Source organism: Kaistella flava (ex Peng et al. 2021), from assembly GCF_015191005.1.
GTDB lineage: Bacteria > Bacteroidota > Bacteroidia > Flavobacteriales > Weeksellaceae > Kaistella > Kaistella flava.
Genome location: NZ_CP040442.1, coordinates 1,966,894 through 1,992,855 on the forward strand (window position 1 = coordinate 1,966,894; position 25,962 = coordinate 1,992,855).

At 34.0% G+C, this 25,962-nt stretch carries 28 protein-coding genes; 18 read left to right on the forward strand and 10 right to left on the reverse strand.

The window, feature by feature from the left end; genetic code table 11:
• The first annotated feature begins 1 nt into the window (after position 1).
• Complete coding sequence (locus Q73A0000_RS08920; protein ID WP_208458770.1) at positions 2-1,150, forward strand: alpha/beta hydrolase; 1,149 nt, start codon at positions 2-4, stop codon at positions 1,148-1,150.
• 179 nt (positions 1,151-1,329) lie between these two features.
• Here the strand turns inward: Q73A0000_RS08920 and Q73A0000_RS08925 are convergent, their stop codons facing one another.
• Positions 1,330-1,785 (reverse strand): Lrp/AsnC family transcriptional regulator, encoded by a 456-nt coding sequence (locus tag Q73A0000_RS08925; protein WP_193810629.1) that lies wholly within the window; start codon positions 1,783-1,785, stop codon positions 1,330-1,332.
• A gap of 156 nt (positions 1,786-1,941) precedes the next feature.
• On the opposite strand from Q73A0000_RS08925, the gene Q73A0000_RS08930 reads away from it, so the two are divergent.
• Entirely contained in the window at positions 1,942-3,147 is a 1,206-nt protein-coding gene (locus Q73A0000_RS08930) for an aminotransferase class I/II-fold pyridoxal phosphate-dependent enzyme (protein WP_193810630.1), read from the forward strand.
• Between the two features lie 227 nt (positions 3,148-3,374).
• Here the strand turns inward: Q73A0000_RS08930 and purE are convergent, their stop codons facing one another.
• The 4 genes from purE to Q73A0000_RS08950 form a co-directional block, all read right to left on the reverse strand.
• Positions 3,375-3,878, reverse strand: a complete 504-nt coding sequence (gene purE / locus Q73A0000_RS08935) for a 5-(carboxyamino)imidazole ribonucleotide mutase (protein ID WP_193810631.1) — start codon at positions 3,876-3,878, stop codon at positions 3,375-3,377.
• A 211-nt stretch (positions 3,879-4,089) separates the two neighbouring features.
• Complete coding sequence (locus Q73A0000_RS08940) at positions 4,090-5,256, reverse strand: NAD(P)/FAD-dependent oxidoreductase (RefSeq protein ID WP_193810632.1); 1,167 nt, start codon at positions 5,254-5,256, stop codon at positions 4,090-4,092.
• 200 nt (positions 5,257-5,456) lie between these two features.
• Positions 5,457-5,927, reverse strand: a complete 471-nt coding sequence (locus Q73A0000_RS08945) for a CYTH domain-containing protein (protein ID WP_193810633.1) — start codon at positions 5,925-5,927, stop codon at positions 5,457-5,459.
• 60 nt (positions 5,928-5,987) lie between these two features.
• Positions 5,988-6,542: an RDD family protein gene (locus Q73A0000_RS08950; RefSeq protein ID WP_193810634.1), complete on the reverse strand. Its 555-nt coding sequence runs from the start codon at positions 6,540-6,542 to the stop codon at positions 5,988-5,990.
• 257 nt (positions 6,543-6,799) lie between these two features.
• Here Q73A0000_RS08950 and Q73A0000_RS08955 point away from each other — a divergent pair, with 257 nt between their 5' ends.
• Positions 6,800-7,699, forward strand: a complete 900-nt coding sequence (locus Q73A0000_RS08955; RefSeq protein ID WP_193810635.1) for a DMT family transporter — start codon at positions 6,800-6,802, stop codon at positions 7,697-7,699.
• A gap of 132 nt (positions 7,700-7,831) precedes the next feature.
• Here Q73A0000_RS08955 and Q73A0000_RS08960 read toward each other — a convergent pair whose 3' ends face one another.
• On the reverse strand, positions 7,832-8,554 hold the full coding sequence (locus Q73A0000_RS08960; protein ID WP_193810636.1) for an ABC transporter substrate-binding protein: 723 nt from the start codon (positions 8,552-8,554) through the stop codon (positions 7,832-7,834).
• A gap of 5 nt (positions 8,555-8,559) precedes the next feature.
• Positions 8,560-9,879: a magnesium transporter gene (gene mgtE / locus Q73A0000_RS08965; RefSeq protein ID WP_193810637.1), complete on the reverse strand. Its 1,320-nt coding sequence runs from the start codon at positions 9,877-9,879 to the stop codon at positions 8,560-8,562.
• A gap of 317 nt (positions 9,880-10,196) precedes the next feature.
• Here mgtE and Q73A0000_RS08970 point away from each other — a divergent pair, with 317 nt between their 5' ends.
• From Q73A0000_RS08970 to Q73A0000_RS09030, 13 genes are all read left to right on the forward strand, one after another.
• Positions 10,197-10,802 (forward strand): hypothetical protein, encoded by a 606-nt coding sequence (locus Q73A0000_RS08970; RefSeq protein WP_193810638.1) that lies wholly within the window; start codon positions 10,197-10,199, stop codon positions 10,800-10,802.
• A 62-nt stretch (positions 10,803-10,864) separates the two neighbouring features.
• Positions 10,865-11,494 (forward strand): NUDIX hydrolase, encoded by a 630-nt coding sequence (locus Q73A0000_RS08975; protein ID WP_193810639.1) that lies wholly within the window; start codon positions 10,865-10,867, stop codon positions 11,492-11,494.
• A 25-nt stretch (positions 11,495-11,519) separates the two neighbouring features.
• The gene (locus Q73A0000_RS08980) at positions 11,520-12,317 is read left to right on the forward strand and encodes a lysophospholipid acyltransferase family protein (protein ID WP_193810640.1); all 798 of its coding nucleotides are present in this window, start codon (positions 11,520-11,522) and stop codon (positions 12,315-12,317) included.
• An 11-nt stretch (positions 12,318-12,328) separates the two neighbouring features.
• Positions 12,329-12,775, forward strand: a complete 447-nt coding sequence (locus tag Q73A0000_RS08985; protein ID WP_193810641.1) for a hypothetical protein — start codon at positions 12,329-12,331, stop codon at positions 12,773-12,775.
• Between the two features lie 19 nt (positions 12,776-12,794).
• Positions 12,795-13,331 carry a hypothetical protein gene (locus Q73A0000_RS08990; RefSeq protein WP_193810642.1) on the forward strand — a complete coding sequence of 179 codons (537 nt, stop codon included), beginning with the start codon at positions 12,795-12,797 and terminating at the stop codon, positions 13,329-13,331.
• A gap of 74 nt (positions 13,332-13,405) precedes the next feature.
• Positions 13,406-14,593: a homogentisate 1,2-dioxygenase gene (locus Q73A0000_RS08995; protein ID WP_193810643.1), complete on the forward strand. Its 1,188-nt coding sequence runs from the start codon at positions 13,406-13,408 to the stop codon at positions 14,591-14,593.
• 101 nt (positions 14,594-14,694) lie between these two features.
• Positions 14,695-15,975, forward strand: coding sequence for an acetyl-CoA hydrolase/transferase family protein (locus tag Q73A0000_RS09000; RefSeq protein WP_193810644.1), 1,281 nt, complete (start codon positions 14,695-14,697; stop codon positions 15,973-15,975).
• A 162-nt stretch (positions 15,976-16,137) separates the two neighbouring features.
• Positions 16,138-16,920: a hypothetical protein gene (locus Q73A0000_RS09005; RefSeq protein WP_193810645.1), complete on the forward strand. Its 783-nt coding sequence runs from the start codon at positions 16,138-16,140 to the stop codon at positions 16,918-16,920.
• Positions 16,921-17,126: 206 nt separating this feature from the next.
• A complete protein-coding gene (gene hppD, locus Q73A0000_RS09010) occupies positions 17,127-18,257 on the forward strand; it encodes a 4-hydroxyphenylpyruvate dioxygenase (protein ID WP_193810646.1) in 1,131 nt (376 codons plus the stop codon).
• A gap of 43 nt (positions 18,258-18,300) precedes the next feature.
• Positions 18,301-18,759 (forward strand): hypothetical protein, encoded by a 459-nt coding sequence (locus Q73A0000_RS09015; protein WP_193810647.1) that lies wholly within the window; start codon positions 18,301-18,303, stop codon positions 18,757-18,759.
• A 67-nt stretch (positions 18,760-18,826) separates the two neighbouring features.
• Positions 18,827-20,074 (forward strand): fumarylacetoacetase, encoded by a 1,248-nt coding sequence (gene fahA, locus Q73A0000_RS09020; RefSeq protein WP_193810648.1) that lies wholly within the window; start codon positions 18,827-18,829, stop codon positions 20,072-20,074.
• Between the two features lie 95 nt (positions 20,075-20,169).
• A complete protein-coding gene (locus Q73A0000_RS09025) occupies positions 20,170-20,580 on the forward strand; it encodes a GxxExxY protein (RefSeq protein ID WP_193810649.1) in 411 nt (136 codons plus the stop codon).
• 142 nt (positions 20,581-20,722) lie between these two features.
• Positions 20,723-21,544 (forward strand): flavin reductase family protein, encoded by an 822-nt coding sequence (locus Q73A0000_RS09030; RefSeq protein WP_193810650.1) that lies wholly within the window; start codon positions 20,723-20,725, stop codon positions 21,542-21,544.
• A 78-nt stretch (positions 21,545-21,622) separates the two neighbouring features.
• On the opposite strand, the gene Q73A0000_RS09035 is transcribed toward Q73A0000_RS09030, so the two are convergent.
• Positions 21,623-22,132 (reverse strand): T9SS type A sorting domain-containing protein, encoded by a 510-nt coding sequence (locus Q73A0000_RS09035; protein ID WP_193810651.1) that lies wholly within the window; start codon positions 22,130-22,132, stop codon positions 21,623-21,625.
• A 248-nt stretch (positions 22,133-22,380) separates the two neighbouring features.
• Between Q73A0000_RS09035 and Q73A0000_RS09040 the strand changes: the two genes are divergently transcribed.
• Together Q73A0000_RS09040 and Q73A0000_RS09045 are read left to right on the forward strand one after the other, a co-directional pair.
• Positions 22,381-23,295: a T9SS type A sorting domain-containing protein gene (locus Q73A0000_RS09040; protein WP_193810652.1), complete on the forward strand. Its 915-nt coding sequence runs from the start codon at positions 22,381-22,383 to the stop codon at positions 23,293-23,295.
• 155 nt (positions 23,296-23,450) lie between these two features.
• Positions 23,451-24,143, forward strand: a complete 693-nt coding sequence (locus Q73A0000_RS09045; protein ID WP_193810653.1) for a TMEM175 family protein — start codon at positions 23,451-23,453, stop codon at positions 24,141-24,143.
• Positions 24,144-24,157: 14 nt separating this feature from the next.
• Here Q73A0000_RS09045 and Q73A0000_RS09050 read toward each other — a convergent pair whose 3' ends face one another.
• On the reverse strand, positions 24,158-24,985 hold the full coding sequence (locus Q73A0000_RS09050; protein WP_244140717.1) for a TerC family protein: 828 nt from the start codon (positions 24,983-24,985) through the stop codon (positions 24,158-24,160).
• A 73-nt stretch (positions 24,986-25,058) separates the two neighbouring features.
• Complete coding sequence (locus Q73A0000_RS09055; protein WP_193810654.1) at positions 25,059-25,901, reverse strand: alpha/beta hydrolase family protein; 843 nt, start codon at positions 25,899-25,901, stop codon at positions 25,059-25,061.
• Positions 25,902-25,962 lie beyond the last annotated feature (61 nt).

Below are 25,962 nucleotides of genomic sequence, written 5' to 3' on the forward strand. Positions count from 1 at the left end.
TATGAGTTTCTTCAAACAAATCAAATTCTACTTTGTAATACTTGCGATGATGAGTACGAATTTTCGAAGTCAAGTTCTCATAAAAATAACTTCTATCCCAAAAGGAACGCCTGAAAACGCCAAAATCTTCATGGCAAATTCCAGCAATAATTGGAATCCGAACGATCCTAAATTTGAATTAAAAAAAGACAGTTCCAGAAATTACACCTTACAAATTACTGAAAATAAAGGAACTTTAGAATATAAATTCACGCAGGGAAACTGGGAAATCGCAGAAGGTGATGAAAACGGAAATAAGTTAGAAAATAGAAAACTTTTCTTCAGTACTAATCCACAAACGATTGAAAATCAAATTGTGTCTTGGGAAAAATCCGCTATTAACAAAAATACAGCTTCCGAAAATGTAAAAGTTTTAAGTGAAAATTTTTATATTCCGCAACTAAAGACCAGCCGTAGAATTTGGATCTATTTACCACCAGATTATTCCACTTCCAACAAAAAATATCCTGTTATTTATATGCAGGATGCTCAGAATTTATTTAATGATGCCACATCTTTTTCTGGCGAATGGAAGGTTGATGAAACATTGAATCAATTATTTGCAGAAGGAAATCGTGATGCGATTGTTGTTGGAATTGAAAACGGCGGTGCTGAAAGATTAAATGAATATTCACCGTGGAAAAACGAAAAATATGGTGGCGGAAAAGGCGATGCTTATACCGAATTTCTGGCGAAAACTTTGAAATCTTATATCGATAAAAACTACCGGACTTTGCCACAAGCGAAAAACACAGCTCTCATTGGAAGTTCGATGGGCGGCTTAATTTCTTTTTATGCAGGTTTGAAATATCCTGAAAAATTTGGGAAACTGGGAGTTTTCAGTCCAAGCTTTTGGTATGATTTTAAAGATTTAAATTTATTTGTCAGCGAAAACTCTAAAAATCTAACACCTACCAAATTCTATTTTCTCAGCGGAACCAAAGAATCGGAAAATATGGTTTCGGATATTCAAAAGATAATACCAATTTTAATTAAAAAAGGAGTTCCAGAATCAAATATTAAAACCAAATTTGATGAAGATGGAACACATTCTGAATCATATTGGTCGAGGGAATTTGGAGCGGCTTATTTGTGGTTGTTTAAAAAATAGCTTAAAACCACAAAAGCCACAAAAGTATTTTTCCTAAAAAGTTTAAGACAAAGATTTATTCTAAATAAGCGCACAAAAGTTTTAAAAATATTTAGATTTTCACCTTGATAGACTTTTTGTTTTATTTCTTTTAAAGTATTCTTTTGTGACTTTGTGGTTTAAAAATATAACATCACACTTTAAGGTTCAATAACCGTAGAATTCTTCACTTCTTTAATCATAAAAGAACTTTGCGTACTGGCGATATGTTGTAGGTTAGTCAATTTACTTACCATGAATTCACGGTATTCCTGAATGTCGCGAATACAGATTTTCAAGATATAATCGTAATCTCCGGAAACATGAAAACATTCTAACACTTCAGGAAACTGAGTGATTTCTTTTTCAAACTGAGAAATATATTCCTTCTTATGTTGCACCAATTTCACATGACATAAAACGATAAAGTTTTTTTTAATTTTTTCATGGTTCAGTAAAGCCACATATTTCTTGATAATCTGCTGCTTTTCTAATTTTTTAATGCGTTCAAAAACTGCCGTTACTGATAAATCCAATTCATTGGCCAATTGTTTGGTGGTTTTTTTGGCGTCATTCTGCAGTAAAATCAATAGTTTTTTATCTTTTGCGTCTAACATAAAATGAAATATTTTCGGTTATTACTTTTATTATTCATCAAATATAAAATTTAAATCTAATAATCATTAATTCAATAGATTCATTTTCTAAATTTATTTAAAATAATTGTTTTTGATTTTGAAAACGCTGACTTTTATCAAAACAAAAATACTATTATGGAAAACTTTGATGCAGCAAACAACATTCAGGACTTACAATATTTTGGAGAATTCGGAGGCGTAAACCCTTCAATATCTGACAGTTCGACTTATACTTTTCTTTCTGCAAAAACCATGTTCGATACGTTCGAAGGAAACACAGAAGGTTGTTATTTATACTCTCGTCATTCCACTCCAAGCAATCTTTATTTAAGCGAAGCTTTGGCCCAAATGGAAGGAACAGAAAGTGCAAATGTAACCGCTTCGGGAATGGGTGCAATCACTTCTACCCTGCTTCAACTCTGCAAAGGTGGCGATCATATTATTTCGAGCCGCACGATTTATGGAGGAACGTATGCGTTCATGAAAAACTTTCTGCCTGGATATAATATTAAAACTTCATTTGTTGACATCACCGATTTATCAGCAGTTGAAAATGCAATTACTGAAGATACAAAAGTTCTATTTTGTGAAACCGTGAGTAATCCACTTTTAGAAATTGCTGATCTACGTGAATTGGCGAAAATTGCAAAAAAACATAATTTGAAATTGATTGTTGACAATACTTTTTCTCCACTTTCGATTTCGCCACAAATGCTCGGAACTGATATTACGATTCACAGTTTAACCAAATTCATCAACGGAAGTAGTGATGCAGTTGCCGGAGTTGTGTGTGCTTCTACTCAATTTATTAATGATTTGAAAGATGTGAATTCTGGCGCTTGTATGTTGCTTGGACCGACTTTAGACAGTTTCCGTGCGGCGAGTATTCTTAAAAATTTACGAACGCTTCATATAAGAATTAAAAAACACAGTGAAAATGCTCAATATTTAGCAGAGCAATTTGAAAAAGATGGATTGACTGTAAAATATCCAGGATTGAAAAGTCACAAACAACACGACCTTTTCAAAAGCATGATGAATCCAGAATATGGTTTCGGAGGCTTGCTAACTCTGGACGTTCAAACCATGGAAAAAGCCAATGAATTAATGGAATTGATGCAAAAAGAAAACTTAGGTTATCTAGCGGTAAGTCTTGGTTTCTACAAAACATTATTCTCATGTTCAGGAAGTTCGACCTCATCTGAAATCCCGGAAGCTGAACAAAAAGAAATGGGCCTTTCTCAAGGATTAATCCGTATGTCAATTGGTTTAGACCACGATATCAAAAGAACTTATGACAAGATGAAATGGTGCATGCAGCAAGTTGGTGTCATCAAATAAAATTTTATAATGATGAAATTATAAATGTCCTTTTTTTTAATGAAAAGAAGCCGTCTCATAACTATATAAAACGGCTTCTTTTATGTTTTTCTCACGGACTCCTGTCAGAGCATGGGTGTCAAATATTAGAATCTCAGAAGGTGAGTTGGAGTATTGAGACACTTTCTTTTTTATGTAAATTATTGAATGATTTATAAAATCATAACAATTATTTTAAGTCGTTCAGATTATGAATCAAAGTGATTCGGATGAAATTTACTGATTTCTTTGACCGTTCCAAAAACTTTATCTTTCAATGAAGTTTGGTACATATCTAATTTTTGTGAAACTTCATCATTAGCAGAACCAAGAATTTTAGCCGCTAAAATCCCCGCATTAGTCGCGCCATTTAAAGCAACCGTCGCTACAGGAATTCCGGAAGGCATTTGTAAAATCGATAACACCGAATCCCAACCATCAATTGAATTAGAAGATAAAATCGGAACACCAATTACTGGCAAAGTGGTACAACTTGCGACCATTCCGGGAAGATGTGCTGCGCCGCCCGCGCCGGCAATAATCACTTTTAGACCACGAGATTTTGCGGTTTTTGCGTATTCAAACATTCTTTCCGGGGTGCGGTGTGCAGAAACCACCGTCAATTCGTAAGCAATTCCCATTGAATTTAAAAACTCTGCTGCCTGTTCCATTATCGCCAAATCGCTTTGGCTTCCCATAATTATTCCAACCATTTTTAATATAAATTTTAAGGCTTAAAGTTAAGGAATTTTAAGTGCTTTAAAAATTGCTTATTAAAAATAGATTTTATCTAATCAATCTTGGATTTAAAAAATCTGCGTAATCTGTAAAATCAATGGGAGTTTTAGAATTTGCTCTCGCAGATTTTGCAGATCGAGCAGATTAATATTGCTAGAAATAACTCTAAAATTTGAAAGGTTTATTTTAAGAATTCGCAATGGTATTTGCAACCCAAAAACCTGTACTGAAACAAGCTTGTAAAAGATATCCGCCCGTTGGCGCTTCCCAATCGATCATTTCTCCGGCGCAATAAACATTGGGGAAGTTTTTCAATTGTAGATTGGGATTTAAGGCAGAAAAAGCAACGCCACCCGAAGTAGAAATCACTTCATCAATGGGTCTGAAACTTAAAACCTCTATTGGAAATTTTTTAATGGTTTTTGCCAGATTTTTGATATCCAGATAACTTTCCTTATCCAGCGTTTTTAGAAGATTAATGGCGGTTGTTGACAATTTTAAATTCCTTTTTAAAACCGAACTTATTTTTGCAGTGCCTTTTAATTGTTCTAAAATTTCAGATTCTCTTAAATTGGGTTTTAAATCGATATTGATGGTTACAGGAAAATCATGTTTTCTGGTAAAACGGTTTAGATAATAAATCGGACTTCCTTCGATGCCGTATTTCGTAAAAACGACTTCGCCAATTTTATGTTGGTCTTCAAAAGAAACTTTAATATTTTTCAAATACTGTCCTTGCAATTGGTGAAACTTAATATTGGTATTATAACCAGAATTAGCAGATTCTAAAGGCGTTATTTCAATGTTTTTCTGAGATAAAGTTTCTACCCATTTCGCATCAGAACCGGTTTTTTTCCAGGAACCGCCGCCCATTGCCAGAATTAATTCTGAATATTTAATAGAGATATCCTGATCATTACTTTTTAAATAAACTGAAGAATCATCAAAATCCATAAAAGTATGATCGTAATGAATGGTAACTCCAAGTTTTTCCAATTCATCCAACCAAGCTTTTAAAACCTGAATCGGTTTGAAGTTTTTGGTGGGAAAAATCTTTCCTGAACTTCCGACATACGTAGTTACTCCTAAATCTGAAAGCCATTGAATTACTTTTTGATTATCAAAATTCTTTACGATTTCCTGGATTTCTTTGGCTTCATATTTTTTCACAAAAGATTCTAATTCTTCACTATGAGTCAAATTAAATCCCCCGTTTCCAGCTACCAAAAATTTTCGGGCTGCAGCTTTATTTTGTTCATACACCTGAACTTTGAAACCTTTCAAAGCTAACTGTTGAGCCGCCATTAATCCTGCAGGACCTGCGCCGATAATGATAATTTGATTTCCGTTCATGGTTTGCAAAAATACGCTTTTCGTTTTCTACTAAAATGGAAGTTTAGAAAGTAGATACCTGATTCTTAAAATTTTATTTGCCACGAATGCACGAATATTTTTAAGTAAATCATTTGCTGATTTAAAGAGTCTGATTATTTGCATAAGTTTAGAACTCTAACTAAATTTCCAAAAAGCTTATTCGTGCATTCGTGGCTTTACTATTTCCAATTAGAAAAAGGCTCACTCACCAAGTTCGAATTGTAATATTTTTCTTCTCCCGTTACTTCTCTGTCAATCCAGCCTGGAATTTCAAAGGTTTCATCTTCACTTTTCAATTCGATTTCTGCCACAATTAATCCTTCATTCTTTCCTGAAAACACATCAACTTCCCAGATATGATTGTCGATAGAAATCTTATATCTGATCTTTGAAAGTTCAGCAACTGAAAATTGATCCAACAATTCTTTGGCTTCCTCGAACGGAATTTCATATTCATATTCTGCTCTTGTTGCGCCAACAGAAATTCCTTTAATCGTTAAAAACCCTTTATCTGAAGTCTGTCGCACCCGAATTGTTTTCTTCGGATCGGTTAATAAATAACCTTGACGGTAAAATTCGCCCGAAGGTTTTTCTACTTGTTCCCATTTGTCGTGATTGACCAAAAATTTTCTTTCTATTTCTACTCCCATTAATCTAAATTTAAAATTATTAAGCTTAACACAAATTACAAAAAAAATGAGTTAAAAAAGTTAGATAGTAAAGAATCTCTCGCTATTTAACATCTCCTTTATCTTTTCAGCAACCTTTGATTTTACCACATAAGTTTTGCAAAATTTATTATTTAACTGCATATTAAAATTCACGCCTGTTAACCAAACACCAGAAGATTTGGATTGAAAGTCATAAAAGCTGGGAAATAAATTTATTAAACACAAAAGATTTCTTTTTAAAGATTTAGAAAAATTAGGAAAACGGCCAAAATCATCAATAACTTTTAAATCAAATATTTTCTTCCCAAGAGTACTTCCGAAAATTGTTTCCAAAATAGTTCCACTAATAATAACTGCTGGTATAGCATAAAGAAAACTGTGTAACAGTTCAAAATGAAAAAACACATGTAAGATCAAGAAAAGAGGCAATATATCAATGATTTTTGAAAATAATCTTTCACTCCCGAATAGATTTTGTATTTCCCTAAACGGAAAATCATATTGCAATTCCTCATAAATTCTATTTCCCGATTTATCGAAAGCTTTAGTTGGCCTACGAATAGTTTTACTTTCTTTTAATTCAGATATTTTCAATTCAATACAATTTTTGTGATAATCCTTCAGAGATGGCGTCTGTGAAAAAACCTTGGTTCGATTCTACCAAATATAACAAAAATAATGTCTACCATTTAAGACGAAAACTCTATTTTTAACTTACTATGATAAATATTTCTAATCAAAATAACTCAAAAGTAGTATTGGCTATTGCATCCATAAAATCTACCTTTATGCCATCCTAAAAATCAATTAATTTTACCTGATTTTTTCATCAAAAACTACGTCAACGTTCTATGTTCAAAGATCCCAAATTAGTTTTCGCCATCATCACCGTAGCTTTAGTTTGGGGCACGACTTTCCTAGGAATTAGAGTTGCGGTAGAAACAATTCCACCTTGGTTTGTAGCTGGAATTCGTCAGTTTTTAGCCGGAATTATTTTGTTGATTATTCTTCTCTTTTCCAAAAAACTAAAATGGATTGGCTGGAAAAATTTTCGGAATCAAATCATCCTCGCTTCTTTAATGTTGGTCGTTGCGAACGGAATGACAACGGTTGCAGAAAAAAGTTTAACAAGCAGCTTAGCCTCTCTAATCAGTTCAACTTCTCCGCTTCTCGTTTTTATATTGAGTATCATATTCAGCATGCAAAAATTCAGCATTCGCGGTTTAATAGGAGTTTTGATTGGTTTTTCGGGGATTTTATTAATTTTCAAAGATGGTTTAGAAGATCTCCTCAATTTGGAATACCGACTGGGAATCATTTTCATGTTCATCGCGATTTTCGGTTGGGCTTTCGGTACCGTCTTTAGTAAAAAAATGAATCATCAACCTCAAAACATTTCCTTAAATCTCTTTTACCAATTCAGTTTTGCCGGAATTGTTCAGATTATTTTCGGATTTCTATTTTCGGACCAAATTAACTTTGGGATGTGGAGTTACAAAAGCATTTTCGCAACCGTTTACTTGGCCATCTTCGGGTCTGTTATAGCGTTTTTCGCGTTTCATTTCGCACTGAAAAAAATTACTCCGACCCAGATTTCTATCCTTTCTTACGTGAATACCATTATTGCGATTTTCCTGGGTTGGCTTATTCTCAGTGAACCTATTTCACTCACTTTTATCATGGCGACCGTTTTAATTATCTGCGGTGTTTTCATCACGAATTACAAACCAGGAATGTTTAAAAAAGCTTAATTGAATTTTTAGAAAATCTTGTTGCTCCTTATTAAGGATCTAATGATTTGATTTCTTCCAAATTATCGTATTATTTTTTTTCCAAGATTTGAAACTATTCTATGAAATCCAAATCCTAGAATTACTAAAACTTTAATATTGTAAAGACAAGTATTTCAGATAATTACCAACTTTCATTAAGTGCGTACCAAACCAAGAAAAAGCTTCGCCATCAACTAGGATGATCTCTTTATTCGGAAGTTCTCTTTGAAGTTCGTCAATATGTTTTTGTTGAAAAGGAAAAGGTTCTGAGGAGAGAAAAATCAAATCAGCCTCTTTCAATTCTTCTACTGAAACTTCGGGATATCTTGTTCTATTCTTGAATAAATTTTCAAAGTCCAGTTTCCCTAAAATTTTATTGATAAAAGTATCAGACCCAACCGTCATATAAGGATTTTTCCAAATTAAATAGGCCACTTTCTTTGGTTCAGAAACTTTAACATCATTAAAAACAGAAGTAATTTTCTGATTAAAATCTAATGCTAAATCTTCTTTATTTAAAAGGTTTCCAAGCTCAGAAATGAAATCTTGATTATCTTCTAAAGTTTCGATAACGGTGACCCAAACTTTAAAATCTTTCATTAATTCTTCAACCTGAATTTTTTCGTTTTCTTCTTTATTGGCGATGATTAAATCAGGATTCAATAATTTGATTTTATCAATATTCAAATTTTTAGTTCCACCAATAACTTCAACGCTTTTCACTAAATCTGATGGATGAATACAAAATTTGGTTCTGCCAATAACTTCATCAGCAGTTAAGCCAAAATCAAAAAGCGTTTCGGTAATGCTGGGAACCAGCGAAATGATTTTCATAAAAATTAAAGAAGTTTACCTGCCAGGAACATTCCGGCGACGGTGAAGTATATAATCAAACCAGTAACATCGACTAATGTGGCTACAAAAGGTGCTGAAGAAGTTGCTGGATCCAGCTTAAATTTCTTTAAAACAAAAGGAATCATTGAACCCGAAAGTGTTCCCCAAAGGATGATTAATAAAAGGGAAACCGCAATACTGAACGCGATATAAATCCAGTGCTCGCCGTAATCATACAAACCTGTTTCTTGCCAAATCATGATTCTGATAAAACCGATGATTCCCAAAATTCCACCCAGAAAAACTCCGGAGACAATTTCTTTCCGCATAACATACCACCAATCTTTCAGACCGATTTCCTGCAGTGCCATGGCACGAATAATCAACGTTGCCGCTTGAGAACCGGAGTTACCTCCACTGGAAATAATCAACGGAACAAATAAGGCAAGCACGACTGCTTTTTCAATTTCATGTTCGAAGAATCCCATCGCCGAGGCCGTTAACATTTCTGAAAAGAAAAGAATCACCAACCAGGTTCCTCTCTTCTTAATCATCTCTGTCCAGGAAGTTTGCGTATACGGCATATCCAACGCATCAACACCCCCGAATTTCTGAATATCTTCGGTGTTTTGTGCTTCAATCTGGTCCAAAATATCATCGATCGTTACGATACCAACCAAAACTCCGCTATCAGTTACGATAGGCAAAGCAGATCGGTCATACTTTTCGAAATAGGTTACCGCATCTTCTTTCGTAGTGGTTGTTGTAATCGCAACAAAATGATTATCAGTGATTTCTGAAATCAAAGTATCTTCTTCTGCAAGTAATAAGGAACCGATTGCGATATCGTCGACCAGGCGGTTTCTTTCATCAACCACATAAAGATGGTTCATGGTTTCTACCTTTTTTCCGACTTTTTTAATTTGTTGAAAACATCTTTTAACGGTCCATTCTTTACGAATCTGAATATAATACGGCGTCATCAAACGCGCAATAGAATCGACGTGATAACCCAAAAGTTTCAGTGCAATTCTTCTTTCTTGTGGATTAAGATGATTGATGGAATACCGAATCAGTTCATCAGGAAAGTCCTCTAAAAGCGCCGTTCTATCATCTGGACTCATTGCATTCAGAATCTCAGAAACCTCCTCACTACCAATTCCACGAATGGTTTCTTCCTGAAAATCTGGATCTAAGTGGGAGAATACATCCGCCTTGTACTGCTTAGGAACCTTTAGAAATGCCAAAAGACGCTCATCAGCTTTAAGTTGGCTGAGCGTTTCTGCAATATCTTGAGGATTAAATATGAGTTCCTGAGTTTCCAAAGAGGGTGTTTTTTAGAGAAATGCAAAAGTAACGAAAATAAAAAAGATGAGAAATTAAAAAAGTTGTAGTTTTGAGAATCAATGGGTGATTTCAACCTATTAACCCTAATTTATAAAAAAATAAAATGAACAAAATCAGTAAAAGAGACGTAAAATTTTTCCTTTTAGGAATATTCACTTTATTTTTAATCGAAAGTATTTGGAATTGGGAAGCTACACTTTCATCAATTCAAAGAGGATGAAATGATGGTTATAATTCAAAATAATAACGGTGCTAATTCTAAACTTCTTTAGAAAATGGCTTTAAAAACTCAACCATGAAAAAATTAATCTTATTCATTTCAGCATTTCTATTCCTGCAGTCTTGTACTCAAAGTAAAGAAACTACCACGTCTCAAAATACTGAAACCAAAGAAGCTTCAATTCTCGCCACTAAAGAAAATGAAGAAATTACTGCTCTTCATGAAGATGAAAAAAGCAAAGAAAACGAGACTTTAAGAGATCCCGCAAAAGAATGGTTAGAAAGTCTCTTCAAATGTAGAAACGGAAATCAATTTTGTTTTTACTTGGAAACCGAAGAAAAAGCGACGACCAAAAGATTCTATCAATTTATGATGGATTCTGAACAAATCTATGGCGCAACCAATTTGTCAGATAAAGAAATGCCACTCGCCAAAAAAAAGAACAAAGAGAAATGGTCAGAGATTTATCCTTTGAGAAAAGATATCGAGCCATGGTTATTCGGTCGTGGTCAAGATGATATGGAAAATATTAAAAATGTAAAAATTGAGAATATTTCAGATTTAAAATATCGGGTATTTGTAGATTATGGCGATCAATACGAAACATTGAGTCAAGTTACTTTAGTAAAAAATAAAAACTCCTATCTCATTGATTATTGCGAGACCGAATTTTTAAATTAAATCTTAACAAATTTAACTTTCCTTTAAAACAGTTTAAAAGACTAATTCCTTAAATTTACGTCATGAAAACCTTTGGCAGAGATTTACTCACAAAAATACAACAGGCAACACTTCACGGTGAAGCCGCCCACGAAATTTATTCCCCACCTTATCGACCACTTTATTCTTACGACGAAATTTTAACTAAAAATCCAAAATTCGCCGCGGTCAATATTCTATTATATTTAAAGGATAATGAATGGTATTTGCCACTCATCGTTCGCAGCGAAAATGAACGCGACCGACACAGCGGACAAATTTCTTTACCAGGTGGAAAAAAAGAAGATTTCGATCCTAATTTTGGAGCAACTGCCAAACGCGAAACTTCGGAAGAAGTAGGAATCGATGAACATTATATTAGAATCATCCGAGAACTTTCGCCAATTTACATCCCGCCGAGCAACTTTTACGTGAAAGCGTTCGTTTCCTACACCAAGAAAAATCCTGAATTTATTCTTCAGGAAACCGAAGCAGTTGAGTTGATTGAATTCCCAATTTCCTCTATTTTAAATTTGGCTAACGAACCTGAAATGAGAGTTTTACCAAGTTCCCGTGGCGTAAAAGTTCCGGTAATCGATTTCAACGGCTATATCATTTGGGGCGCGACTTCGATGATATTAAGCGAGTTTAGTCAGTTATTGAAAAATTTGTAAATTCGCGAACTATGTTAATTAGATAATGGCCAAGAAAAATATTTTCACGGATGCCTTTGGTAATCTGTATTTCCTGAAAAGATTGATTATTTTCATCTTAGGAATGGTTTCCTACAGACGGTTCAATGGATTTAATAAATTGAAGATTTCCGGTACCGAAAACTTAGTTGACCTCCCGGATTCCAATGTGCTTTTCGTCTCCAATCATCAAACGTATTTCGCTGATGTTGCGGCGATGTATCAGGCTTTTTGTGCGGTAAACAATGGTTATTTAAATTCAATTAAAAATCCAATTTATCTCTTAAATCCAAAAGTTGATATTTATTATGTTGCGGCTGAAGAAACCATGAACAAAGGTTTCATGACGAAGGTTTTCAAGTTGGCCGGCGCCGTTACTGTAAAAAGAACTTGGCGAGCAGAAGGTCACAACGTGAACAGAATGGTGGATTTAACGGAAGTTGAAAACATTATGAAAGCACTCGACAATGGTTGGGTGATTACCTTTCCTCAAGGAACAACTTCCGCCTTTGCACAAGGTAGAAAAGGAACGGCGAAATTGGTTAAGAATCAGAAGCCAATTGTAATTCCGATAAAAATTAATGGTTTCCGTCGCGCTTTTGATAAAAAAGGTTTGCGGGTGAAAGTAACTGGCTGTAAACCAACAATGGAATTCAAACCTGCGCTGGACATTGATTACGAGAAAGATGACGCTCGTGTTATCATGCACAAAATCATGGTTGCTATAGAACAAACCGAGGATTTTAATGTCCTTCATGAATATGATGAAGAGCTTAAAGCACAGAAAACCGAAGTTAAAAATTAATAATAGTTGCAATGAAAAAACTAATTTTTGTGGTTCTACTAATAATTTTAGCGGGATGCAACAGTAGAAGTAATCAAACCAAATATACTGATTTCGATTATAGTTTTGCGCGTAGTGGCGGCCTTTCTCCTATCTATGAAAACTTGCTTATTAAAGGAAATAAGGTTCATTATTCGTTTGAAGGACAAGGAAAGAAGGTTAAAAAAGATTTCATTATTTCTAATGATGATTTGATAAAAATAGAAAATACACTTACTGAAAATAAGTTTACAAAAATTCAGCAGGATTATAAGAAATTATACGATAACATTTCTGTTGAAATCAATGTTAAAAAAGGAAACAACGCTGGTAGTAAAACTGATGCTTCTTTAATTATGCAAAAAAATAAAAATCATTGGGAAAAGATCGTTAGTGCTTTTCAGCAAGTAATTGACAGCAATATAAAATCCGAATCTTAAAAATAATTCGACCAGACTGATGCAAAATATCTTCGCGGAATCTAAAAACAAAACCAGAGTTCTCGTTCTAAGCTCCCAACCTTCTGTAATGAAATTATTACTCGATGTACTTAATTTTCACGCAAAGGATTTTGACTTTTATTTAGCAAACGGGGTCTTTAATAATTCAAATAGCGATTTTGTTATTCTGGAAACTTCTGACCTGGAAAAAGCGGCCTCTTTTGAACCAAACATCGTTTTAATTACGTCCGAAATATCTGGCGAACAAATAGTTCCGGTTATTGAAAAAATAACTCCAGGTGGTGTTTTAGTCTATGATTCTAACATCGCTGATATTGTTGAACAATCATTAAACTTCTTTAGAAAATTAGAATATTCAGGAACGGCTTTTTCGAAATCAAATTCTAATTTCGCGCTCCAAACCAATATTGGGGAAATTCCTATTTCGTCTTCTGATGAAAATTTAATTAAAAATATCGACGGTTTAAAATTACTTTCTCAGCAATTTGGCGTGATGGAAGAGGATTTCTACGAACCTGTTATGAGTTTTGAGTAAATAGAAAAACCTTTCCATATCCTTTATCGGAAGTCTGAAAATTTCATTAAATTTACCTATCAAAAATTGTAAAAATGAGTTATCAGCAATCCGGAAAAATCCCACCAAAAAGACATACTGTTTTCAAATCACAGGATGATCAATTTTATTACGAGCAACTTTTCGGTACCGAAGGATTTCATGGTATTTCATCGCTCTTATATCACATCCATCGGCCAACGCAGATTAAATCAATCAGCGAACCGAAAGATGTTTCGCCAAAAATTGCGGTTAATAAAAACGTAACGCCACGAATGTTCAAAGGAATGAACGTAACTCCGGAGAACGATTTTATAGATAGTCGCAAAATTTTATTGGTTAACAACGACTTAAAGTTAGGCCTTGCAAAACCTAAAAAATCAACCGATTATTTTTATAAAAATGCTGAATGCGACGAACTTCTTTTCATCCATGAAGGAAGCGGAACACTGAAAACATTCCTCGGAAACCTTGATTTTTCTTACGGTGATTATCTCATTATTCCGAGAGGAACCATCTACTCCATAGAATTTAAAGACGAAAAAAATACGCTTCTTTTTATAGAAAGCCACTCTCCTATTAATACTCCGAAACGCTACAGAAATGAGTTTGGCCAAATGCTGGAACATTCTCCATTTTGCGAACGAGATATGATTGCTCCCACTTTTGTGGAACCTATCGATGAGAAAGGAGACTTTTTAATTAAAGTAAAAAAAGAAGATCAAATCTGGGATTTCATTTACGCCACGCATCCATTTGATGTCGTTGGTTGGGATGGTTATTTCTATCCTTATAAATTTAATATCAAAAACTTCGAGCCGATTACAGGACGCGTTCATTTACCGCCGCCGATTCATCAAAATTTCGAAGCACATAACTTCGTAGTTTGTTCGTTTGTAGCGAGAATGTACGATTATCATCCACAAGCGATTCCGGCACCTTATAATCATTCCAACATCGATTCTGATGAAGTTCTCTTTTATACCGAAGGTGATTTTATGAGCCGAAACCATATCGATTTAATGGATTTCACGCTTCATCCAGGCGGAATTGTTCACGGACCACACCCTGGCGCAATGGAACGCAGCATTGGTAAAAAATCTACGGAAGAATTTGCCGTGATGGTCGATCCTTTCAGACCTTTTAAAATTACCGAGGAAGCGATGAAAGTCGAAGATCCTTCTTATAAAACTTCTTGGCTGGAAGATGAAGATCATTCATTGAAAGATCGCAGTCAAGAGTAATCCCTTTTATGACATTTATCAAAACTGATATTGCTCATTTCAATTCTGAAATGAAATAATTACTTTTGAGAAGCAAACAACAGCAAATAAAAAATAAAAATATGATTCAGTATGTCAGTGCAGAAGATGCAATTTCATTAATAAAAAGTGGCGACCGGATTTTTTCTCACGGAAGCGCATGTACTCCAAATCTATTGATTACCGAATTGGCCAATCAATCGTCTCGTTTAAGAGATGTAGAATTCGTTTCGATTACGCAGCAGGGAAATGTAGAAGTTGCCAAACCTCAATATAAAGACAGTTTCTATATCAACTCCTTATTCGTTTCTACGCCGGTAAGAGAAGCAGTAAATTCTGATCGTGGAGATTTCGTACCTGTTTTCTTAAGTGAAATTCCAATTTTATTTAAAAGAGGAATGCTTCCACTTGACGTAGCAATGATTACCGTTTCTCCACCTGATATTCATGGATATTGCACATTGGGAACCTCTATCGACGTAGCAAGAAGTGCGGTAGATACTGCAAAAATAATTATTGCACAGGTTAATCCAAGAATGCCGAGAACTCATGGTGATGGAATGATTCATTATTCTAAAATCGATAAAATGGTTTGGCATGAAGAAGAACTATTGACCGTTGATTACGGCGCAAAAGTCGGTGCCGACGAAATGCTGATCGGTAAAAATGTTGCAGAATTGATCGACGACCGATCTACTTTACAAATGGGAATCGGAACCATTCCGGATGCGGTTTTAAAATGCCTTCACAATCACAAAGATTTAGGAGTTCATACCGAAATGATCAGCGACGGAATTGTAGATTTGGTAGCAAATGACATTATAACTAATAAATACAAAGGAACTCATTGCAACAGAACGATTACCAGTTTCGCCTTTGGAACAAGAAAATTGTATGACTACATTGATGATAATCCATCTTTCGAATTTATGGATGTAGAACATGTGAACTATCCGATTAATATCATGAAAAATCAAAAAATGGTCGCGATTAACTCCGCCATTGAAATTGATTTAACAGGACAGGTTTGCGCAGATTCTATCGGAACTTATCAATTTAGTGGAATTGGTGGTCAAATGGATTTCATGCGTGGTGCTGCACTTTCTGACGGTGGAAAACCCATCATCGCAATTTCTTCAAGAACCAGAAAAGGAATTCCTAGAATTGCCCCTTTCTTAAAACAAGGAGCCGGCGTGGTGACTACAAGAGGACATATTCATTATGTAGTTACAGAATATGGTGTTGCGTACTTATATGGTAAAAATTTACGTCAAAGAGCAAAAGCGCTTATTGAAATCGCACATCCTGATGATAGAGAAATGCTGGATGCAGCAGCCTTTGAGAGATTTAAAGTATTGGTTTAAATAATCAAATATATAAATCCTCAATGAAAATTGGGGATTTTTTTTTATCACTGTTTTATGTTAAAATAAAGTATTATTGAAAAAAAGTATTAAATAATCACTTATGTAATCATTTATTTGTGAGGATCATTATATTTGCGAACGAAAAGAAAAAAAAATAATTTGGAAAAGATTTATAACTCAATAAAAGAAGATATCAAAAATCATCCTGAAGTGAAGTCATCACTGTTAGGAATGGTTGGTGAATGGAAAAGAAGTCAGTTTGTTATTCTTGCAGAGATTATTTCTAAAAATCTTCAACAATCTTTAACTGATGACAGAAGACTAAGTCTCGGAACTACAATTTCTGCGATTACTTTACAACGCTTTTATGAAAACGAATATCAAATTAAAACGCACAATGATTTGCGCTTTATCAAGACATTAGATAAACTTTGCATCTTCCTCGGGAAAACTAATTTAAATGATTATATCCATCAGAATTTTCAGCAGGAAGATATTTTAAAACCAACTAAAGAAATCAACAATCACTTGTCTGATAAAGAGTTGATTACTAAGTTTTGCGAATTTCAGTTTGAAGCTCTCAACTATTTACCATCAGTAAACCTGGAGAAACTTTCAACTACGCTCTGTAAAGATTCCCCTTTATTACAACGCACAGCTCAATATCTTGAGGAAAAAAGTAAAAATAATCTGACTTTTGTTAACGACAACAATCGTTCGAATTATGAAATCTTTCAAATCACTATGGTTTCAGATGATTCTGAATTAAAAGTACTTAAAACAAAGGAATTTTGGAATTTAGTTTTTAAAGACGATCAAGAAAACAGTTATATCGTACATCATTTGAATACGCAGTTTTACTTTATAAAAAATCTGGACGATCAATGGAAAATCTGGGACAACTTTAATCCCGATTACAACAACATATTAAAAATAAACTAAGCCACTCGACCGGCTTAGTTTAAATTATTTGCGCTTTTAGAATCATCTTGCGTGTTGCTTTTCAGCACTGCAAATATATATTGAATTTTTCTCAAAACTTAGACATAAAAAAACTTAAAAATACATATCATCATCTATATTTCATTATATTCTGATTTTAGTACTCCTAAAATTTTTGTACTTTGCATTATTAAAAACAGAATAAAATGTCAACACTTACATTTGCAGAAAAAATTGCTCAGGCTGAAAATTTCTTACCGATTAACGGAACAGATTATATCGAATTTTATGTCGGAAATGCCAAACAGGCAGCTCATTTCTACAAAACTGCTTTCGGTTTTCAATCGTTAGCTTATGCAGGACCCGAAACCGGAATTCGAGACAGAGCATCTTATGTTTTGCAACAGGGAAAAATTCGTTTGGTATTAACTTCGGGATTAAATTCTGATTCCCCGATTTGTGAACATCAAAAAAAGCATGGCGACGGTGTGAAAGTTCTTGCTCTTTGGGTAGATGATGCTTATTCTGCTTTTGAAGAAACAACTAAAAGAGGTGCAAAACCTTATCTGGAACCAACTACTTTAACCGATAAAAATGGCGAAGTAAGAATGTCTGGTGTCTATACTTATGGTGAAACCATACACATGTTCGTTGAACGTAAAAATTACACTGGTGAATTTATGCCGGGCTACCAAAAATGGGAAAGTGATTATAATCCATCAGATGTAGGTCTTCTTTATGTAGATCACTGCGTTGGTAATGTTGGTTGGGAAAGAATGATTCCTGTCGTAAAATGGTATGAAGAGGTGATGGGATTTGTAAACATCCTAAGTTTTGATGACAAACAAATCAACACTGAATATTCTGCACTGATGTCTAAAGTGATGAGCAACGGAAACGGTTTTGCAAAATTCCCTATCAATGAACCAGCTGAAGGCAAGAAAAAATCTCAGGTTGAAGAATATTTAGATTATTACGAAGAAGAAGGTGTCCAACATATTGCAGTCGCAACAAAAGATATTATAAAAACAGTTATGGAACTGAAATCTCGAGGAGTAGAATTTCTTTCAGCTCCACCTGAAGCCTATTACGATATGGTTCCCGAAAGAGTTGGCCACATTGATGAAGATTTAAAAAGATTGCAAGATCTGGGAATTTTAATCGATCATGATGAAGAAGGTTATTTGCTTCAAATATTTACCAAACCAGTTGAAGATCGTCCTACTCTATTCTTCGAAATTATCGAAAGACATGGCGCACAAAGTTTTGGAGCTGGAAATTTCAAAGCGTTATTTGAAGCATTAGAAAGAGAACAGGAAAAAAGAGGTAATCTTTAAAATACCTTCAAGTTCGAACTCAATTTGAACTAAAAACACTTCAATGAAAAAAATACTTGCACTTTTCCTTTTTATTTCAGCACTTGGTTTAAAAGCACAATATGGCAGTGCTAACGCAATACTCGAGATCCTGGAAGCAAAAAAAGGTTTGAATAAAAATTTAGGCGACGTCAATATCGACGATGTTAAATTTGTTTTAATTAAAGATTTCGATGATCATACCGAAAGAAACTTTATTATTATTAAAGGGAAACAGGCGACGTATGTAGAAGTTTTTGATGACAAACAAACTGGTGATACCTCTTCGAATGTTTTCTCCGGCGATATCGTTCAGTCGAAGCATCAAATTATTTCTCTTCGGGCAGATAAATTAGAAGGAAGGAAAATCCCAATTGCGATTACCAAAACCTTCTTAATGACCAAACAGAAAGACATTCTTTATCTCATTGACATCAATTCTAAAGAAAGATGGATCGAGGAAAGTGCCATTAACAAAAAATAAATAGCAAACAAAATAAGGTTCAAAGTAGAAATTACTTCTTTGAACCTTTCTTTAATTTAAAAATACTATGAAATCATTTATACAATATCCTGATAATTCAGATTTTTCAATTTATAACATTCCATTTGGTGTCGGAGTTTTTAACAAAGAATATATCGCATGTTGTTCGCGAATCGGTGACATGGTTATTGACTTAGCCACTTTATACGATTATGGATTTTTTGATGAAATTGAGGGAATAGATGAAAATATTTTCGAGGTCTTTACTTTAAATGAATTCATCGAATTAGGAAAACCGGTAACGAAAGCTGTACGATTAAAACTCCAGGAAATACTGGGAGAAAACTCTAAACTGGCAGGCGATAAAAAAACGATTGAAGAATGTTTCTACGACTTTAATCAAGTTCAAATGATGATGCCGGTTCACGTTCCAAACTACACTGATTTTTACAGCAGCATTGAACATGCCACCAACGTTGGAAAAATGTTCCGCGATCCAGCAAATGCATTACTTCCAAACTGGAAACATCTTCCGGTTGGTTATCATGGACGCGCCTCCTCCATCGTAGTTTCTGGTACAGAATTTCACCGTCCGAAAGGTCAGACAAAACCAGTCGCTGATGAAAAGCCGATTTTTGGCCCGTGTAAGCAGCTTGATTTCGAATTGGAAATGGCGTTCATCGTCAATAAAAACACAGAAATGGGCGACAGCATTTCAACTGCCGAAGCCGAAGATGCTATTTTCGGAATGGTTTTATTTAATGACTGGTCGGCCAGAGATATTCAAAGTTGGGAATATGTTCCTTTGGGACCATTTTTAGGTAAAAATTTCTGTTCTACAATTTCACCGTGGGTTGTCACTTTAGAAGCCTTAAAACCTTTTAGAACGGAATCTCCAAAACAGGAACCGGAAGTTTTAGATTATCTAAAATTTGAAGGACAACAAAATTTTGACATTAATCTTCGGGTTTATATTCAACCGGAAAATGGCAAAGAGAATTTAATTTCACAAAGCAATTACAAATTCATGTATTGGAATATGTTGCAGCAATTGGCTCATCATACGGTAAATGGTTGTAATGTAGAAGTTGGTGACATGTACGCTTCCGGAACAATTTCTGGAACAGATAAAAGCTCTTTCGGGTCGATGCTCGAATTAACTTGGAGAGGAACTGAACCTTTGCAATTATCAGACGGAACTGAACGTAAATTCATTAATGATAATGATACTGTGATTATGAGAGGTTATGCTGAGAAAGAGGGAATGCGGGTTGGATTTGGTGAAGTTAGAGGGAAAGTATTGGCGGCGAAGTAAAGAATATATTAACACATAAGTTTACTTTAAATAACTCTTATTTAGTAAACATTAGGGCACATAAGGTGACTGTTTTAATTTTAAATTTTAGAATTATGGAAATCACTCAAAAATATATTAATGAACTGAGCTATGAAATTACGGGTGCTTGTATTGAAGTTCACAAAATACTTGGTCCAGGACTTTACGAAAACATTTACCATCAATGTCTCAAAAAAGAACTGGATTTATTAAATCTAAAATTTAAATCAGAGTTAACAATTCCATTTGATTACAAAGGAGAAATTATTGATTGTATGGTAAAATGCGATTTTTTAATCGAAGACCTTATTGTTTTAGTAATAAAAGCAGTTAGTGAATTCTTTAACATCCATCGTGTTCAAACCATGAATTATATGAATTTATTGAAAGTTCCCAAAGCAATTCTCGTAAATTTTAATGTCAAAAATTTATATCACGAAGGTCATGAAACATTTGTAAGTAGATATTTCAGTCAGTTAAAATAATAAAACATCATTTATTCAACTAATGTGTTCTCCACTATTTTCAAAGCATTTCACTAAAAACTTATGTGACTAATGTGTAAAAAAATTAATACAAAATAAAACTATAAAAACTTTGTGCTTTTCTGGTTTAAAAACATAAAAAATGAAAGCAATATCACCTTCAGATTTAAATAACCTCCAACTACAAACGCTTTTGCAGACTGCGATTGCTCCACGACCGATTGCTTTGGCATCAACAATTGATAAAGACGGAAATATTAATTTAAGTCCGTTCAGTTTCTTTAATATGTTTAGCTCTAATCCGCCGATTATGATTTTTTCGCCGGCAAGAAGAGTTCGCGATAATACAACGAAGCATACTTTAGAAAATGTTTTAGAAGTTCCGGAAGTCGTGATCGGAATTGTAAATTATAAAATCGTACAGCAAATTTCGCTGGCTTCTACCGAATATGAAAAGGAAGTGAATGAGTTTGTTAAATCTGGTTTGACGATGAAAGATGCAGATTTGGTTAGACCAAAATTGATTGAAGACTGCCCGGTTAATCTAGAATGCAAAGTGATAGAAGTTAAACATTTAGGCAAAGAAGGCGGCGCAGGAAATTTAGTGATTTGTGAAGTCATTAAAATTCATGTTCGTGAAGAATATCTGAATGAAGACGGAGTTTTAGACCAAAAGAAATTAGACTTGGTCGCAAGATTAGGCGGGAACTGGTACTCCAGAAACAATGCAGAAAACTTGTTTGAAGTTCCGAAACCTTTAGTAACAAAAGGAATTGGATTTGATCGATTACCTAATGAAATTAAGTTGAGCAATATTTTTACTGGAAATGATTTAGGAATGCTTGCCAATATTGAAGAATTACCAAGTGGAGATTTTACTTCCGATGAAACAATTCATCTGCAAGCGCAAAAACTTCTTCATCAAAATAAAATTGAAGAGGCTTGGAAAACTTTATGCAAGTAAAGATATAACCATCATCACTATAAATAAATATCCCGATTTTTACGTCGGGATATCTTTATTTAGGAAGTAATTTGTTGCTTATTTTTTAATGAACTTAAATGTTTTAACAACTCCATCCGAGTTTGCCTTAACAATATACATCCCAGGTTTTAGTTGAGAAACATTCAATTCTAATTTGCCAGATTTTGCAGATTCTGAAATAACTTGTTTACCAGAAATATCAAAAATTGAAATACTTGAAATTTCTTTAGAATCTGTAATTATTAAGATATCCTGGACTGGATTTGGAAAGAATTTTAGAGAAGATTTATTGACATTCATCGTTGCCAAGTTCGTTTCAAAAACTTTCACATTATCAACCTCTAAATAAAATTCATTCGGATCCGAAAACGCTCTGAATGACAGATAATAAACTCCATCTGCAGGTACTGTAAAATTCACGGTGGCTGTTTCATATGGATAATTCCCGATCTCCTCATTAATCCATAACTGACTGGTTTGGCCCGCTACTGAAGTTGCAGTTCCTATTTTTACTTCCATTTTTTCTGGGAACATATGAGCGATTCCTTGGTAGTCAAACTGTAGCATTTCATTATTTTTTGGATCATTCCTTTTAGAAATAGTCGTTTAATTAATTTTCTTGCTTTAAAAGTAATAAACTTACTTATTAATAAAACTCATTAATAATCAAATCTTGGTCATTTACCAGCCAAATCATTAATTACATTAGTTTAAATTTATTTTTAGCAATTAATAAATATTGAATCACCTTAATATGTGCTAAAATCATATTTTATTACAAATATTTTCATTATTATTAAATAAAATTTTATAAAATGAAGAAACTTTACATGATGGCGATGGGATTCGCATCTTTATTTTGCATAGCGCAACAGACGATCTCATTTGAGAATTCAGAGAATTTCAACTTAGGAACGATCCATAATCAAAATGGTTGGGAAGTAACTTTAAATGGAAATAATCAGCCAATTCAAAACCAAGCCATTTCAAATGAATTCGCGTCAGCCGGAAATCAGTCGTTGAAAATTGCAGTAGATCCAGATGAAGACTATGGTTGGTTTCCAATTTTTGGAGCAGCGAAAGAATTGAGTCCGAGTTTAAATTACAACAATTTAAATTTGGAGTTCGACGTCTTTATTAGCGAATTAGAAGGTTCTACTTTCGAGTTCGGAACGTACGGAATTGTCGCAGATGAGTTTGTTCCTGTTTTCGTTTATTCCTTTAATTATACCGGAAATCTAGAATTAGTTAGCAGTGCAGATTATGATTATCAAAATGCCAACTTCACTTGGGAAGCAAATAAATGGTACAAACTTAAAGTAGAAATCAGGGAAAATTCAATTAAATATTATATTGATGGAAATTTAGTTTTTACGGGTGAGAATTTCTCAAAAACCAACATCGAAGGTTTAAACTTTGTGCATGATAACTTTGGTGGCGCTGCGTATATTGATAATATTAAACTCAATAATGTAGAACTTTCTGTTCAATCAATTAAAAACAAAAAACTGGTGACCTACCCTAATCCAGTGAAAGATATTTTAAAAATAGAAATTCCACAAGGAGAAAAAATTGCCTCCATTGAAGTCTATAATGTGGTTGGTCAAAAGGTTGCTCAATTTGCAGATCAAAAAGAGATTTCTCTTTATTCGTTAAAATCGGGTCTTTATATAGTAAAAGTTCTTACTGATAAAGAATCAACTTATACTACTAAAATTATTAAAGAATAATTTAGAAAATAGAAATCCCGTTTCAATCGCTGAAGCGGGATTTTTTATGGTGAATTTTCGTAGGCCTAATTAACAATTAGTCAAAAATCCGGGGAAATACTCAGGAAAGATAAACATCACCTCTTATTTTTAAGTAATTTTATAAAAACTTTGAGATGGAAACTGTACCACATCATCCACACAAACAAGACTTTCAGGTCGAACGCTTGATATTTTTCAGTGATGCCGTTTTTGCAATAGCGATCACGATTTTAGTAATTGATTTGAAAGTTCCAATCGTGCCGGAAAACGCCACTGATCAACAGTTTTTAAATGAATTCGAAAAACAGATTCCACAAATATTAGGATTTGTAATGAGTTTTTTCCTCATCGGAATTTACTGGACTGCCCATCACAATATGTTTGGATACGTCATTAACTATTCTAAAAGATTGCTTTGGATTAATTTAATCTTTTTATTTACCATCGTTATAATGCCTTTTACCACGGCAATCTACAGCGAATATTCGGTGACAGAAGGTCACTTAAAATTGATTTCTCCTTATGCAATTTACGTTTTCAATATCTGCATTACCGGAATTATGAACTTTATTTTGCTGGCTTATATTACCAATCCAAAAAATAAAATTTCTGAGTATGTACCAGCAAATTATGCCAAATTCGGAAAGATAAGATCGCTTATTACGCCAGCAATTTTTCTAATATCATTGATGGTTTGCTTTTTTGATCCTGGACCTGGCAGAATGGTTTTATTTCTAATTCCTTTTGCCATGGCTTATATCAGCCGAAAAATAAGAAAAGAAAGTATAGCGGTTCCTAATCATTCAACCAAAAAAATGAAGAAATAGTAGTCAGAACGAGTTTATTCGCCGTCTTCTTTAATACTCAAATCGGCATTAAGATCTGGATTTAATTTCAACGCTTTTCTGTTTTGATTATTTCTCAATTTAATGTTTAAAACTTCCACCAATAAACTGAACGCAAGACAAGAATAAATAATGTTTTTACTTACATGCTGATGAATTCCTTCTGCGACTAACATTACTCCAATCACTACTAAAAAGGCAAGTGCCAACATTTGTAAACTTGGATATTTATTGATAATCGCTGAAATAGGACCAGCAAAAGCCATCATTATTCCGATTGAAATTACGACTGCGATAATCATCAACATCACGTTATCTACCAACCCAATCGCTGTAAGAATCGAATCGAGCGAGAAAACCATATCGACTAAAATGATTTGAATAATCACCATGGACATTAATGATGAACCTGCAGATTTCGGTTTATGATTCTCATCGTGTAACTGCATTTTTCCGTGAATTTCAAAGGTGCTTTTTCCGATTAAGAAAATCCCCCCAAGCAATAAGATTAGATCTTTCCAACTTAGCGCTAATGCTAAATCAGTTCCTGGTTCTTCTAAAAATGGTAGCGTTAAAATGGGTTCTTTCAAACCGATAATCCAGTTGATCATTAATAATAATCCAACGCGGAAAACCATGGCGAAAGTCAATCCGATGTTACGGGCAAACTTCTGTCTTTCCTTTGGTAATTTATCGGAGATAATCGAAATAAAGATGATGTTATCTACGCCGAGAATAATCTCTAAAAAAGTAAGCGTTAACAAACTGATCCAGATTTGCGGCTGTGCAAAATCAGGAAATTCGAGGACCGACAATAACATCATAAATTAAATTTTGGTCGGTAAAACTAAAGAAATTTCTATTTAATCTAATATTAAGTTTTATTTACATTGAACTTTAAATGTGAGCCTTGATAAAGCTGATCATTGACAATGTTGCTTTCTCTAAATCCTGCGGAAGTTCATTATCAGTCCAAGGCTCTTTTGCTCCAAAAGTATGATTGGCATTTTCTAACAGAACCAACTCAGAAGTCTTACACCATTCATTCAACAGTGTTGCTTCTTTATCTTTCACGGCTTCATCATTGGTTCCCTGAATAATCAGAAAAGGTTTTTCTAAATGTTGCGCCGCATATTGAATATCAAATCGGTTTTCGTTCTTTTCAAAGTCTTCAAAAAACTGAAAATAATGCGGCATTTGTTGATGCGTTCTTTTGTTTTCAGAATACATTACGCCTGTGTTTTTCCAGTCTTCAAACCGATCTTTGGTTGGAAATCGATATTTAAAATTACTCACTCCAGCCAAAGTAATCAGTGCTTTTACTCGTTCATCTTCAAATGCTTTAATAACAGTAATTCCGCCGCCACGACTGTGACCGATGATTGCAACCTTATCTTGATCAATTTTCGGGTCATTATAAAAGTGATTCAAAACCTCATCGTAATCCGACATTTCTTTAGAAAAGTTATTATTTCCAAAGGTTTCTAAATCTGCAAAATCTTTGGGTTGCTCGATCGTTGTTCCGTTATGAGAGAAATTAAATTTAACAAAGAAAAAACTGGCTTCTGCTAATTTCTTCGCCATCAAATCCCACGCGCCCCAATCTTTATAACCTTTGTAACCGTGTGCAAAAATAACGAGTGGTAATTTTTCTGAACTTTCAGGGTAAAAAGCATCGGCTAGAAAATCATGTGTTTCAGCATTTTTAATGATGATGTTTCTTTCGATATTAAGTTTCATGACAATAAATGTTTTATGGATAATTCAGATGAAATCAAATGTAAGAATTTCTAGTTTGGAA